Origin of the sequence: Spirillospora sp. NPDC048819 (assembly GCF_040650055.1) — a bacterium.
GTDB lineage: Bacteria > Actinomycetota > Actinomycetes > Streptosporangiales > Streptosporangiaceae > Spirillospora.
In genome coordinates, this window is the sequence record NZ_JBEZGN010000036.1 from 22,812 (window position 1) to 35,175 (window position 12,364).

The following is a 12,364-nucleotide window of genomic DNA, read 5'->3' on the forward strand; positions in this document are numbered from 1 at the left end:
ACGGGGCGGTCACGCGAGGATGCCGCGGGCCTCGCGGACCATCTGGTGCGTGAACCCCCACTCGTTGTCGTACCAGGCCATCACCTTGACCAGCGTGCCGTCCACGACCTGCGTCATGTCGAGATCCACGATGGCGGCGCGCGGGTCGCCGACGATGTCGGCCGACACCAGCGGGTCCGCCGAGACGCCGAGGATGCCCCGGTACTTGTCGCTCTCGGACTCCTCCCGGAACGCGCCGTTGATCTCCTCGGCCGTCGTGTCCCGGGCCGCGACGAACACGACGTCGGCGATCGACCCCACCGGGACGGGGGCGCGCACGGCGACGCCGTCGAACCGTCCGGCCAGCTCCGGCACGGCCTGGGTGGTGGCCTGGGCGGCGCCCGTCGACGTCGGCACCAGGTTGGCGGCGCCCGCCCGTCCGCGCCGGTACCGTTTGCTCGGGCCGTCCACCAGATGCTGGCCGCCGGTGTAGGCGTGGATGGTGGTCATGACCGCGCGCTCCACCCCGACCCGCCGGTGCGCGACCTCGACGATCGGCGTGATGCAGTTCGTCGTGCAGCTCGCGCACGAGACGATCCGCGGCTCACCGCCCGGCCGGTTCACGCCGTGCACCACCGTCGGCACCGTCTCCGTCTTCGACGGCGCGGACAGGATCACGAAGGACGCGCCGGCCTCGATGTGCTTCTTCAGATCCTCCTCGCGGGTGAAGACGCCGGTGCACTCCAGCACCAGATCGACGCCGAGGTCGCCCCAGGGCAGCCTGGCCGGGTCGCGTTCGGTGAACGCCGGGATCCGGTGGCCGTCCACGAGCAGCGTCCCGTCCTCCGCGGTGACCTCCCGGCCGTACCGCCCGTACACGGTGTCGTACTTGAGCAGATAGGCCAGATTGTCGGCGTCGGCGATGTCGTTCACCGCGGCCACGTCGAGCCCCTCGGTGTCCAGCAGGATCTTCAGCGCCGCACGGCCGATCCTGCCCAGCCCGTTGATCGCCACGGTCGCCATCTCACGCCCTCCCCGAAATCGCCGTCCTGCGAGATAGGTCGCCTACCCCGCGAGCCCCGCGCGAACCACGGCGCACTTGCGGAACGGGTGGCGTGCGTCAGCGGGGAGGGACGACGGCGACCGGGCACTGCGCGTGGTGAATGACACCGTGGTTGGTGGACCCGAGCCGCGGCGCGTTCCAGCGGCGCTCGTGGGCGCCCGCCACGAGCAGGCGGGCATCGCGCGAGGGACCGGTCAGCGCGGTCACCGGATGCTTCAGGACGACTTCGTCGACCACCTCCACCCGCGGGTGGCCGCGCCGGTGCGGCTCGTAGGCCGCGAGCATCCGGTCCCGCAGCTCCCGGCCGGTCGCCTGCTCGTCCTCGGCCGTGTAACCGGCGTCGATGAGCGTCGTGGGCATCTGCCACGCGTGGACGATCCGCAGCCGCGCGCCCCGGAGCGCCGCGGCGGTGAAGGCGTAGTCGAGGACCGCGTCCGTGCCCTGCCGCAGGTCGATGCCCGCGACGACATCGCCGCCGCCGGTGACGTCCCCGCGCACGATCACCACCGGGACGGTGGAGCGCGACGCCACCCGCAGGCTCGTCGACCCCAGCAGCAGGCTGGTGAACCCGCCCCGGCCACGGCTGCCCAGGACCAGTTCGAACGCGTCCTCCGACTGCTCGCGCAGGGCGTCCTGCGTATCCTCGGCGACCACCGCGGTCGCCGTCTCAAGGTCCGGCCACCGCTCGCGGACGCGCGCCTCGGCCGCCTCCACGAGCGCGTTCCCCACTCGCGACAGACGTTCGGCCTTCTCGGGCGGTGCGAACAGCGGCGCCTTGAACGGCCAGCTCTCCACGGCGTGCACGATGCGCAGGGGACGCCGGTACAGGACGGCCTCGGCCGCGGCCCACTCCACGGCACGGTCCGACTCAACTGACCCGTCGGTACCGACGACGATCGGCTCGGACATCGCGCCCTCCTCTCGTAGACCCTCAAAGCGAAAGTCCCCACCCGGACGGCTCTAATCCCACACCCCGGCGCACGAGAGGCCGTCCGGGTCGGCAGCAAGGGACAAAGGTCCCTAATGGGACGTCCGCACATCGCCCACGCTGGATGGTGGCGAGAGGAGCAGTCATGAGGATGCCGGCGCGCGCGGACCGCTGGCGCCGCACCTTCGGCTTCGACGCCAACGACCTGCGCCGTGACGTGGACCGGGCCCAATGGAGGATCGGCCTCTTCCTGCTCGCGCTCTTCCTCATCGTCGCCCCGCCCCTCAGCGTCCACACCGCGCAGGCGGTCCACGACTCCGGCACGAGGAGCGAACGGCAGAAGGCGGCCGCCTCGCATCGGGTGAACGCCACCGTCGTGCAGGCCGAGCAGCTGCGCGGCGGCTACCGCGTCACCGTGGCCTGGAGCGATCCGGACGGCACGCGCCGCACCGGCGACTTCACCACCTGGAGCCGCGTCCGCGCCGGAGATCGGATCTGGGCGTGGGCGAGCCCCGGCGGCGTCTCGTTGACGCCGCCCAATCGGCACGCGCAGACGGTCGTCAACACCGTGGCGGCGGGGACGGGCGTCGTCCTCGCCGTGGGTCTTCCGCTGTTCGGCCTGTACGGGCTCGTGCGGCTCGGGTGCGACCGGCGACGCGACCGGCTGTGGGACGCCGCGTGGGCCCGCCTCGACAACCACAGCATCGGCCCCTGAACGCGGGTCAGGGCTGCGGGACGATCGCGACCGTGCAGGGGGCGTGGTGCAGCATCGTCGAGCTCGTCGCGCCCAGCAGCAGCGGATCCACGCCGCCGGTGCCCCGGTCCCCCACGACGAGCAGGTCGGCGTCCGCGGCGGCCTTCAGCAGGGCCTCCCGGGGACGCTCCAGCAGCGCCGAGATCCGCACCGGCACCTTCGGGTAGCGCTCCCGCCAGGGCTGGACGGCCTCCTCCAGCATGACGGCGCGCACCCGGAACAGCTTCTCCTTGTCGGTGAACAAGGACAGTTCGGAATCGGGCACCGCGCCCGGCTCCCAGGCCCCGTAGACGACGTGAAGGTCGCAGTCGCGGAGGACGGCCTCCTCCATCGCGAAGCCGAGGGCCGCGCCGGACCCCGGCGACCCGTCCACCCCGGCCACGACCGGGCCGCGCTTCGCGCCGGCGCCGCGCACCGCGACCACCGGGCGGTGCGACCGCGCGGGAAGCTGCATCGCCGTCGACCCGTCGGACAGCTGATCCCGCTCATGCGACCCGATCACGATCAGCTCCGCGTCGCCGGACTCGCGCTCCAGCGCCTCGGGGACCGGCCCGCGCCGCAGCACCGTCTGCACCTCCCCCGGCGCGCCCAGGTCGCGTGCCCGCCCGGCGCCCTGCTCCAGGAGGTTCTCCCCCGCCCGCTGGATGATCGCCTGAACGTCCCGGTCGACATGGCTCGGCGGATACGGCCAGTGCCAGCAATGGCAGATCACGAGATCCAGCCCGCGCAGCCGGGCCTCCTCGGTCGCCCAGCGCAGCGCCGGGTCGTTCTCCTCTGTCCCGTCATAGCCGAACAGGACGTTCGGCCGCTGGGCCCTGGCCAGCGCGACCATCGGCCGCTCCCTTCCCCGGCTCATCCGCCGGTCGGCACGAGGACCACCGGGCGGCGGGAATCCGTCGCGCGGTCGCTTTCAGCGTCGATTCCCAGAGACGGCCGAGGTAGTGCCCGCCGCAGCGAAAAGGTGAAGGAAGTCCTGCGTCGCTTAGGCGACGTCACAAGATGCACGGTGCGTGGTCTCCCACTTCTCCGTGGTCTCCCACTTCTCCGAGCCGTTTCGACGGGCTTCCTCCACCCACCAACAGTGAACCCCGAAAATTCCGGCCGCCCTAGGGACGAAGGTCCCTTTTCCCGAAGATTTACCCTGGCTCACTGCCGGGTCGCCTCTTCGGGCTTCGGGTGGGCGGCGACCAGCTCCGTGTCGACCCCGAGGTGGCCGAGCTTGGACGCGCCGCCCGGGGTGCCGAGCGGCGCGTCGCGGCCGGGCAGCGCGTCGGTGAAGAACCGGGCGTTGTCGTCCCGGTACGGCTCCAGGGCCGCCGGCAGGTCGTCCTCGTAGTAGATCGCCTCCACCGGGCAGACCGGCTCGCACGCACCGCAGTCGACGCACTCGTCGGGGTGGATGTACAGCGCGCGCTCCCCCTCGTAGATGCAGTCGACCGGGCACTCGTCCACACAGGCGCGGTCCATCACGTCGATGCACGGTTCACCGATCACGTACGTCACGGCAGTCTCCTCGGTCGGCCCGTTGTCTCGGCTCCTATTTTGCACTACTCTTCTTGTATAAACAATCTAGGGTCGTGCAATTAGCACGCCTCACTGCCCGGCCCGCCTGCCCGACGCCCCCGCGGGGCAGGCGGGCCGCCCCCTTCGGAGGAGATCACCTTCACTGCCCCGGGCGATCAGGTCGCCAGGACGACGCCGAGGGCGAGGAGCGCGAGGGTCAGGGCGCCGAGGAACGCGCGCAGCACGCCGGCGCCGCGGGCTCCCCGGCGCACGCGGGCGGCCTTCTGCGCGTCGCCCGGGTCGTCCAGTGCGCCACGGCGCAGGCGGGTCATCCGCCGCGCCTGGACGACGCCGGCCAGCAGGGTGATCACGAGGGCGGCGGCCACAGCGGCGGCGGCGATGAGCACGCCGTCCCATGACCGGCCGGAGACCAGGGCCGCGCCGCTGGCGAGGGCCAGCGCCAGCGCGGCGACGCCCACCACCGCGTAGGCGCGGCCGAGGGCGCGAAAGAACGCGACCCGCTCGGCGGGGCCGAGCGTACGGGCGGCGACGCGCGCCACGACGGCGATCGCGACGAACCCGCCGGTCCACACGGACGTGGCGAGGATGAGGACGCCTGCGAGCACGGCCTCGACCTGATCGGACATTCCTGCCTCCGCATCGTTGTTCGGATCGGCGCGCCGCCCGGTGCGCACACCGGTCGCGGTCGTCCCGACCTCACTCCCTGTTTTTTACAAGAGAGATTGTGAAAAAACAAGTGAGTGTTGGCGGAACACCGGTCGTTTCGGCGCGTGACCTGGCGCGGAGCGCGTTGTTTCTACCATCGTCCTGTGGAAATATGACCGGCATGGATGCGCGTGCGCGGACCCGGACCGATCCCGGCGCGGCGGCGCCTGAGCTGGGAGAGAGCCGCTCCCAGGTGCTCGCGGCGCTGACGGACGCCGGCGCGTCACTGACCGTCGGGGACGTGGCCGAGCGGGTGCGCCTGCACCGCAACACGGCCCGGTTCCACCTCGACGCCCTGGTCGAAGCCGGCCTGGCCGAGCGGAGCACCGAGGAGCGCGACCAGCCCGGCAGGCCCCGCATCCTCTACACCGCCCGCCCGGAAGCGGCCCACACCGGGCGGCGCAGTTACCGGCTCCTCGCGGAGATCCTCACCAGCTTCATGGCCGCCGAGATCCCCCAGCCCGGTCAGGCCGCCCTGCGCATCGGGCGGGCCTGGGGACGCTATCTCGCCGAGCGGCCGCCGCCGTTCCGCCGCCTCGACGCGGCCGCCGCCACCGGACAGCTGGTACGCGCACTCGATGACATCGGCTTCGCCCCCGAGGCCGTCACGGCCGGGGACGAGCGCCAGGTCCTGCTGCACCACTGCCCGTTCCGCGAGGCCGCCGAGGAACACCGCGAAGTCGTGTGCTCGATCCACCTGGGGCTCATGCAGGGCCTGCTCGAAGAACTGGACGCGCCGGTCGCGGCCGAACGTCTCGACCCGTTCGTCGAGCCCAGTCTGTGCGTCACCCACCTCGCCGCCGCCAACGGCGCGACGTCCGCCTGACACCGGCCGGCGGGCCGCACGGGTCAGGCCTGCACCTGGCGGCACACCCAGCCGGCGGGAAGCCGGCCGGCCGCGAGGAACTCCCGGAGATGGCCGGTCGCCTCGGGGGTCAGCACCGCGTCGGCCTGCGGGTAGAGGATCGGCTCCTCCTTGGAGTTGTGCCGGTCCAGTTGTTCCAGGAGTTCGGCGCTCAGCTCCCGCACCTGGCGGTCCGCGAGGCCGCGGGCGACCGCGGCGTCCAGGCGGTCCATCGTCCGCCAGATTTCGCCGTGCTCGCGCAGCATGACGAAGACCGGCGCCATCAGGCCCGCCGCCCGCAGCGGCGGGAACAGGAACTCCTCTTCGAGGTAGATGTGGCGGCGCAGGCCCTCCATCGCGCGCTTCAGCGGAGTGGTGTCCTCCCTGCCCTCCGCCAGAGCTACGGTGAAGGACTCGATTCCCTCGTCGATCTCGCGGTGCTCACGCTCCAGCGCCGACGACAGCGGCTCGTTCTCCATGCTCACTCCTCCTGCTCGCGCCACCAGGGTAGGGCTTTTAACCAGCGCTGTCTTGTTTTTATAGCCAGTTTCGGTAAAAATGTACCGTGTGCGGAACAACCAGGCAGCGGGACGGGCGACCGGCGCCGCCCCGGACGGCCGCCGCCGCGCGGTGCTGTCCGGGGTGAGCCGCGGCGCGGTGCTGGACGTCCTGCGGTCCGCACGGTCCCCGCTCCCCGTGGCCGACGTGGCCGCCCGGGTCGGGCTGCACCGCAACACCGTCCGATGGCATCTCGACCAGCTGGCCGAGGCGGGCCAGGTCACGCGCACCACCGAGACCCGACGCCGCCCCGGCCGGCCCCGGCTGCTCTACGCGGCGCGGGCCGGCGACCCCGGCCGCCCGTCCGGCGGCGACGACCCCGGGGGCGGGTACCGGCTCCTCGCCGACATCCTCGCCGGCCACCTCGCCGGCGTCGGCCCGGACCCCGCGGCCGCCGCCGGGCGGGCCGGCCGCGCCTGGGGCGGCTACCTGATCGGCAAACCGGCGCCCTTCACCCGGCTCAGCCCGGAGCAGGCCGCCGGACGGGTCACGGCGCTGCTCGCCGACCTCGGCTTCGCGCCCGAGCCGGACCCCGCCGGCAGCGGGATCACGCTGCACGCCTGCCCGTTCCGCGAGGTCGCCGAGCACCACCCGGACGTGACCTGCGCGGTCCACCTCGGGCTCATGCAGGGCGCCCTCGCCGAACTGGGCGCGCCCGAGTCCGCGGCGCGGCTGGAGCCCTTCGTCACCCCCCGCACGTGCCGGGCCCACATAGAACCCGGTCCCGCGGGACCGGAGACCTCGCGGGGTTCGGCGACCTGAGCGAGCGGGGCGTGGGAACCTGTACCCGTGACCTCGAAGGCCGGGACGACCGCAAGCCGGCGGGCGATGGGCAGGCCGCGCGCGACCTCGCCGGCCGCCCTGGAACGTCTGGCCTTCGAACTGTTCGCCCGGCAGGGGTTCGACAAGACGACCGTGGACGACATCGCGGCGGCGGCGGGAATCGCGCGGCGGACGTTCTTCCGCTACTTCTCGTCCAAGAACGACCTGGTGTGGGGTGACTTCGAGGGTCAGCTGCGCCGGCTGCGCGGGCTGCTCGACGACGCCGATCCGCACGCGCCGATGATGGACGCGGTGCGCCGGGCCGTCGTCGAGTTCAACCGGTTCGACCCGCAGGAGGTGCCCTGGCACCGGCAGCGCATGGAACTGATCCTGCGGGTGCCGACCCTCCAGGCGGACGCCACCCTGCGCTACGCCTCCTGGCGGGCGGTCGTCACCGAGTTCGTGGCGGGGCGCACCGGCGTCCCGCCGTCGGCGCCGGTCCCCCGGCTCGCCGGCCACCTGGTCCTCGCCGCCTCGGTCTCCGCCTATGAGCACTGGCTGGCGTGCGAGGGGCGAACGGCCCTGTCCGGCCTGCTGGACGAGGCCATCCGCCACCTGGGCACCGGCCTGTCTGCGGTGCTGGACGACGCCGGGGCCATGCCCTCGTCCTGACTCAGGACGGCTCGCGCCGGACGGCGTGGGCGATCAGCTCGCCGATGAGGACGGCCGTGGCGGCCGGGCCGCGCAGCGGGGCCGCCGGGAGGATCGAGGTGTCGGCGACGCGGAGGCCGTCGAGCCCGTGGACCCGGCCGCGGCCGTCGACGGCGGCGGCCGGCCCCATGGGGACCGTGCCGCAGGTGTGCTGGGACGTGCCGAGCCGGACGCGTATCCACCGGTTGAGTTCGCGGTCGTCGTGCAGGATCGCGGCGGCGGGCCCGGCCAGGTCCCGGGAGATTTCGCCGAAGGAGGCGGTGGCCACCACGTCCGCCGCCGCCCGCACCGCCTCGCGCATCCGGCGGCGGTCGGCATCGGTCTCCAGGTATCCGTACTCGATGTGCGGCGGGACGCCGTGGTCGGCCGACACCGTGCGCAGCGCGCCGGCCGTGCGCGGAGTCAGCACCGACACGAGGAACGGCAGGGGCGCGCCGGGGACCGTGGTCGTCCCGGTGACCAGGCCCGCGATGGGCACAAGGGACTGGAGGATCTCCAGGTCGCCCGCCTCGGCGCCGCCGGAGGAGGCCAGGTGCAGGACGCCGCCTAGCCACGAGCCGGACGGCTCGGGCATCGGCCGCCGCGGGACCCACTCCACGGCGACCTGCGGGTGGTCGCTGAGCGCGGCGCCCACGGCGGGAAGGTCGTGGACGACCGGGATGCCGGCGTGCGCGAGGTCGCCGGCGGGGCCGACGCCCGACAGGTGCAGCAGGTGCGGTGAGGCGAGGGCGCCCGCGCACAGCACGACCTCGTCCGCCTCCAGGACCGTCCGGCGGCCGGCGCGCTCGGCCACGACGCCGGTCGCCCGGCCCCGGCCGATGACCACCGACAGCACGGTGCAGCCGCCGAGCACGGTGAGGTTGGGGCGATGTGCCGCCGCGCCGAGGAGGTAGGCGATCCCGGTGTTCACGCGCCGGCCGTCCACCGTGTTCGACGGGACGGCGCCGAAGCCGGGCGCGCCTTGGGCGTTCTTGTCGGGCTCAGCGGGATGCCCGAGTTCGCGGGCGGCGGCCTGGAACGCCGCGGCGGCGGGATGCCGCAGGCCGGTCCGGCGGACGGGGACGGGGCCGCGGTCGCCGTGCAGCGCGGTGGCCCCGTGGTCGAGGTCGCTCTCCAGTGCGCGCAGGAAGGGCAGTACCCGGTCATAGGACCAGAGGTCGTCGGCCGCCGCGGCGGACCAGCGGTCGAAGTCGGCGCGCCGTGCCCGGATGAAGTAGCCGCCGTTCACGGTGGTCGACCCGCCGAGGAAGCGTCCCCGCGCCGCCATGTAGGGCATGCCGGACGTGAGCCGGGCCGCGAACGTCCGGACGGCGGGGTTCCCCGGCCGGGCGCCCGGGACGAGGCGGGCGTCCAGCAGGTCCGCCGGGAACTCCGGCAGGGCGCGCGGCACCGGCCCGGCCTCCGCGACCACGACCTCGCGGGCCGGGTCCTCGCTGAGCCTGGCCGCCAGGGCGGCGCCGCTGCCGCCCGCCCCGACGACGAGCACGTCGGCACGCCGGATCATGATCGGACCCTATCTTTTTGGCACTCGATGCATTTAGTATCCGACCAAGCCGGCAAAGGAGGACCCATGGACACCACAGCCCCGGAGAACCAGGTCGCGGACCAGGCCGACGACGCGGCCGAGGAGTTCGACGTCGCCGAGTCCCTCATCGAGGAGGTCTCGATCGACGGCATGTGCGGCGTGTACTAGACCGCCATGCCAGGCATCGACCTCGACCGCGCCTGGGACCTGCACCCGCAGGTCTCGGTGCGGCCCGAGCCCTTCGGCGCGCTCCTCTACCACTTCGGCACCCGCAAGCTGTCGTTCCTCAAGGACCGCCGCCTGCTGGACGTCGTGCGGTCCCTCAAGGACGCGCCCACGGCACGGGACGCCTGCACTGCGGCCGGCGTCCCGGACTCCGACCTGGCCCGGTACCGCGCGGCCCTCGGCGCGCTCGTCCGGTCCTCGATGCTCGTCGAAAGGACCTCCTCGTGACCGCCACCACAGGGCCCGCCCGCACGGCACCCGCCACCACCGGGCCCGCCAAGGGGCCCGCCACCGCGGAGCCGGGGACGCGGCTGGTCGACCTGTTCGAGTACGGGCTCGACTCGCCGATCTGCCTGACCTGGGAACTCACCTACGCCTGCAACCTGTCCTGCGCGCACTGCCTGTCCAGTTCGGGGCGCCGCGACCCGCGCGAGCTGAGCACCGCCGAGGCCAAGGCCGTCATCGACGAGCTGGAGGCCATGCAGGTCTTCTACGTCAACATCGGCGGCGGCGAGCCGACCGTCCGGCCCGACTTCTGGGAGCTGCTCGACTACGCCACCGAGCACCACGTCGGCGTGAAGTTCTCCACCAACGGCGTCCGGATCACCCCCGAGGTCGCGCGGCGGCTCGCGGCCAACGACTACGTCGACGTCCAGATCTCGCTCGACGGCGCGACCGCCGACGTCAACGACGCGCTGCGCGGCCCCGGCTCCTACGACACCGCCCTGCGCGCGATGCGCAACCTCGCCGACGCGGGCATGAAGAACTTCAAGCTCTCCGTCGTGTGCACCCGGCACAACATCCCGCAGATGGACGCGTTCAAGGCGATCGCCGACGAGCACGGCGCCCAGCTCCGCCTGACCCGGCTGCGCCCGTCCGGCCGCGGCGCCGACGTGTGGGACGAGCTGCACCCCACGAGCGGGCAGCAGCGCGAGTTGTACGACTGGCTGGTCGCGCACGGCGACAGCGTCCTGACCGGCGACTCCTTCTTCCACCTGTCCGCCTACGGGCAGGCGCTCCCGGGGCTCAACCTGTGCGGCGCCGGGCGGGTGGTGTGCCTCATCGACCCGGTCGGCGACGTGTACGCGTGCCCCTTCGCGATCCACGAGGAGTTCCTCGCGGGCAACATCCGGCGGCCGGGCGGCTTCACCCGCGTCTGGCGCGAGTCCGAGCTGTTCCGCGGCCTGCGCGAGCCGCAGAACGGCGGGGCGTGCACCTCCTGCGCCTTCTACGACACGTGCAAGGGCGGGTGCATGGCCGCCAAGTTCTTCACCGGCCTCCCGCTGGACGGCCCCGACCCCGAATGCGTCCAGGGGCACGGGGAGAAGCTGCTGGCCGGGCGTCCCGAGGACCGGTCGGGCATCCCCAAGCCGTCCGCCGACCACTCGCACCGCACCGCCCCGGCCCGGCGGAGGCCGGTCCCGGTGACGCTGTCACGCCGTCCCCCGGACCGCCCGCCGGTGAGCGCCTGCGAGGAGAACCCCCTCGCCGGGCTGCGCATCACCTGATCCACCCCACGTTCACTTGCGGCGTGTCGTGTGGTTCCGAGGCCGCCCATGACGACAACACGCCGCAACTCAACGAATCCAGGAGCACGATGTTCAGGAACCCGTGGTTCGAGACCGTGGCCGAGGCGCAGCGCCGGGCCAAGCGCCGGCTGCCGTACATGGTCTACGGAGCGCTGGTCGCCGGGTCCGAGCGCGGCCGGACGGTCGGCGACAACACCCGCGCCTTCGGCGAGCTCGGCTTCGCGCCGCGCGTCGTCGGGCACAAGGCCGAGCGCGACCTGTCCACCACCGTGATGGGGGTGGAGTCGTCGTTCCCCGTGCTCATCTCCCCCACCGGCGTCCAGGCCGTCCACCCCGACGGTGAGGTCGCCGTGGCGCGGGCGGCCGCCAACCGGGGCGTCATCATGGGCCTCAGCTCGTTCGCGAGCAAACCCGTGGAAGAGGTCGCGGAGGCCAACCCCAGCGTCTTCTTCCAGATGTACTGGAGCGGCGACCGCGACGCGATGCTGCAGCGCATGGAACGCGCGAAGAACGCCGGGGCCAAGGCGCTGATCGCCACGCTCGACTGGTCGTTCTCCCACGGCCGGGACTGGGGCAGCCCCATGATCCCGGAGAAGATCGACCTCAAGACCATGGCGAAGCTGGCGCCGGGCGTCCTGCCCCACCCCGGCTGGCTGTGGAAGTTCGCCAGGACGGGCCGCCTGCCCGACCTCACGACGCCGAACCTCAAGCCGCCGCAGGGACCGGCCCCCACGTTCTTCGGCGCCTACGGCGAGTGGATGCAGACTCCGCCTCCCACGTGGGAGGACGTGGCGTGGATGCGCAAGGAGTGGGGCGGCCCGTTCATGCTCAAGGGCGTCACGCGCGTGGACGACGCCAAGAAGGCGGTCGACGCCGGCGTCACCGCCCTGTCGGTGTCCAACCACGGCGGCAACAACCTGGACACCACGCCCGCCACGATCCGCGTCCTGCCGTCCATCGCGGACGCGGTCGGCGACCAGATCGAGGTGCTGCTGGACGGCGGCGTGCGGCGCGGCGGGGACGTCGCCAAGGCGCTCGCCCTCGGCGCGCGGGCCGTGCTCGTCGGCCGCGCGTACCTGTGGGGCCTGGCCGCCAACGGGCAGGCCGGGGTGGAGAACGTCCTGGACATCCTGCGCGGCGGCCTCGACTCGGCCGTCCTCGGCCTGGGCCACTCCAGCGTCCACGAGCTGTCCCCCGACGACCTCGTCGTCCCGCCGGGCTTCCGCCTGACGCTGGGCGGCGACACGGCGGGCTGAC

Annotated in this window: 15 protein-coding genes; 8 read left to right on the forward strand and 7 right to left on the reverse strand. The window is 73.1% G+C overall.

Annotated features, from left to right (window positions below; all coding sequences use genetic code 11):
* Positions 1-9: 9 nt before the first annotated feature.
* The gene (gene gap / locus AB0C35_RS35460; protein ID WP_358465950.1) at positions 10-1,002 is read right to left on the reverse strand and encodes a type I glyceraldehyde-3-phosphate dehydrogenase; all 993 of its coding nucleotides are present in this window, start codon (positions 1,000-1,002) and stop codon (positions 10-12) included.
* A gap of 97 nt (positions 1,003-1,099) precedes the next feature.
* On the reverse strand, positions 1,100-1,951 hold the full coding sequence (locus AB0C35_RS35465) for a universal stress protein (protein WP_358465952.1): 852 nt from the start codon (positions 1,949-1,951) through the stop codon (positions 1,100-1,102).
* A gap of 164 nt (positions 1,952-2,115) precedes the next feature.
* On the opposite strand from AB0C35_RS35465, the gene AB0C35_RS35470 reads away from it, so the two are divergent.
* Positions 2,116-2,685 carry a hypothetical protein gene (locus AB0C35_RS35470; protein WP_358465954.1) on the forward strand — a complete coding sequence of 190 codons (570 nt, stop codon included), beginning with the start codon at positions 2,116-2,118 and terminating at the stop codon, positions 2,683-2,685.
* Between the two features lie 7 nt (positions 2,686-2,692).
* Here the strand turns inward: AB0C35_RS35470 and AB0C35_RS35475 are convergent, their stop codons facing one another.
* The 3 genes from AB0C35_RS35475 to AB0C35_RS35485 all read right to left on the reverse strand — a co-directional run bounded on the left by AB0C35_RS35475 (position 2,693) and on the right by AB0C35_RS35485 (position 4,874).
* Positions 2,693-3,580, reverse strand: a complete 888-nt coding sequence (locus AB0C35_RS35475; protein ID WP_358465956.1) for a universal stress protein — start codon at positions 3,578-3,580, stop codon at positions 2,693-2,695.
* A gap of 290 nt (positions 3,581-3,870) precedes the next feature.
* On the reverse strand, positions 3,871-4,227 hold the full coding sequence (gene fdxA, locus AB0C35_RS35480) for a ferredoxin (RefSeq protein WP_358465958.1): 357 nt from the start codon (positions 4,225-4,227) through the stop codon (positions 3,871-3,873).
* 176 nt (positions 4,228-4,403) lie between these two features.
* Positions 4,404-4,874: a hypothetical protein gene (locus AB0C35_RS35485; protein ID WP_358465960.1), complete on the reverse strand. Its 471-nt coding sequence runs from the start codon at positions 4,872-4,874 to the stop codon at positions 4,404-4,406.
* Positions 4,875-5,074: 200 nt separating this feature from the next.
* On the opposite strand from AB0C35_RS35485, the gene AB0C35_RS35490 reads away from it, so the two are divergent.
* Positions 5,075-5,779: a helix-turn-helix domain-containing protein gene (locus AB0C35_RS35490; protein WP_358465962.1), complete on the forward strand. Its 705-nt coding sequence runs from the start codon at positions 5,075-5,077 to the stop codon at positions 5,777-5,779.
* Positions 5,780-5,802: 23 nt separating this feature from the next.
* On the opposite strand, the gene AB0C35_RS35495 is transcribed toward AB0C35_RS35490, so the two are convergent.
* A complete protein-coding gene (locus AB0C35_RS35495) occupies positions 5,803-6,276 on the reverse strand; it encodes a hemerythrin domain-containing protein (RefSeq protein WP_358465964.1) in 474 nt (157 codons plus the stop codon).
* An 88-nt stretch (positions 6,277-6,364) separates the two neighbouring features.
* Between AB0C35_RS35495 and AB0C35_RS35500 the strand changes: the two genes are divergently transcribed.
* Together AB0C35_RS35500 and mftR are read left to right on the forward strand one after the other, a co-directional pair.
* Positions 6,365-7,117 (forward strand): helix-turn-helix domain-containing protein, encoded by a 753-nt coding sequence (locus tag AB0C35_RS35500; protein WP_358465966.1) that lies wholly within the window; start codon positions 6,365-6,367, stop codon positions 7,115-7,117.
* Between the two features lie 27 nt (positions 7,118-7,144).
* A complete protein-coding gene (gene mftR / locus AB0C35_RS35505; RefSeq protein WP_358465967.1) occupies positions 7,145-7,789 on the forward strand; it encodes a mycofactocin system transcriptional regulator in 645 nt (214 codons plus the stop codon).
* 1 nt (position 7,790) lies between these two features.
* Here mftR and mftG read toward each other — a convergent pair whose 3' ends face one another.
* Positions 7,791-9,332, reverse strand: a complete 1,542-nt coding sequence (gene mftG / locus AB0C35_RS35510; RefSeq protein ID WP_358465968.1) for a mycofactocin system GMC family oxidoreductase MftG — start codon at positions 9,330-9,332, stop codon at positions 7,791-7,793.
* Between the two features lie 66 nt (positions 9,333-9,398).
* Here mftG and mftA point away from each other — a divergent pair, with 66 nt between their 5' ends.
* The 4 genes from mftA (at position 9,399) to mftD (ending at position 12,363) form a co-directional block, all read left to right on the forward strand.
* On the forward strand, positions 9,399-9,521 hold the full coding sequence (mftA, locus tag AB0C35_RS35515; protein ID WP_358465969.1) for a mycofactocin precursor MftA: 123 nt from the start codon (positions 9,399-9,401) through the stop codon (positions 9,519-9,521).
* A gap of 6 nt (positions 9,522-9,527) precedes the next feature.
* Complete coding sequence (gene mftB, locus AB0C35_RS35520) at positions 9,528-9,806, forward strand: mycofactocin biosynthesis chaperone MftB (RefSeq protein WP_358465971.1); 279 nt, start codon at positions 9,528-9,530, stop codon at positions 9,804-9,806.
* The gene (mftC, locus tag AB0C35_RS35525; protein WP_358465973.1) at positions 9,803-11,086 is read left to right on the forward strand and encodes a mycofactocin radical SAM maturase; all 1,284 of its coding nucleotides are present in this window, start codon (positions 9,803-9,805) and stop codon (positions 11,084-11,086) included. The genes mftB and mftC overlap by 4 nt, the downstream gene beginning before the upstream one ends.
* 89 nt (positions 11,087-11,175) lie before the next feature.
* Positions 11,176-12,363: a pre-mycofactocin synthase MftD gene (gene mftD, locus AB0C35_RS35530; protein ID WP_358465975.1), complete on the forward strand. Its 1,188-nt coding sequence runs from the start codon at positions 11,176-11,178 to the stop codon at positions 12,361-12,363.
* Position 12,364 lies beyond the last annotated feature (1 nt).

What these genes read in the sequence shown, in the direction of transcription:
- gap (WP_358465950.1), bottom strand. Translation starts at nt 1,002, where the DNA reads ATGGCGACCGTGGCGATCAACGGGCTGGGCAGGATCGGCCGTGCGGCG.
- AB0C35_RS35465 (WP_358465952.1), bottom strand. Translation starts at nt 1,951, where the DNA reads ATGTCCGAGCCGATCGTCGTCGGTACCGACGGGTCAGTTGAGTCGGAC.
- AB0C35_RS35470 (WP_358465954.1), top strand. Translation starts at nt 2,116, where the DNA reads ATGAGGATGCCGGCGCGCGCGGACCGCTGGCGCCGCACCTTCGGCTTC.
- AB0C35_RS35475 (WP_358465956.1), bottom strand. Translation starts at nt 3,580, where the DNA reads ATGAGCCGGGGAAGGGAGCGGCCGATGGTCGCGCTGGCCAGGGCCCAG.
- AB0C35_RS35485 (WP_358465960.1), bottom strand. Translation starts at nt 4,874, where the DNA reads ATGTCCGATCAGGTCGAGGCCGTGCTCGCAGGCGTCCTCATCCTCGCC.
- AB0C35_RS35490 (WP_358465962.1), top strand. Translation starts at nt 5,075, where the DNA reads ATGGATGCGCGTGCGCGGACCCGGACCGATCCCGGCGCGGCGGCGCCT.
- AB0C35_RS35495 (WP_358465964.1), bottom strand. Translation starts at nt 6,276, where the DNA reads ATGGAGAACGAGCCGCTGTCGTCGGCGCTGGAGCGTGAGCACCGCGAG.
- mftG (WP_358465968.1), bottom strand. Translation starts at nt 9,332, where the DNA reads ATGATCCGGCGTGCCGACGTGCTCGTCGTCGGGGCGGGCGGCAGCGGC.
- mftA (WP_358465969.1), top strand. Translation starts at nt 9,399, where the DNA reads ATGGACACCACAGCCCCGGAGAACCAGGTCGCGGACCAGGCCGACGAC.
- mftB (WP_358465971.1), top strand. Translation starts at nt 9,528, where the DNA reads ATGCCAGGCATCGACCTCGACCGCGCCTGGGACCTGCACCCGCAGGTC.
- mftD (WP_358465975.1), top strand. Translation starts at nt 11,176, where the DNA reads ATGTTCAGGAACCCGTGGTTCGAGACCGTGGCCGAGGCGCAGCGCCGG.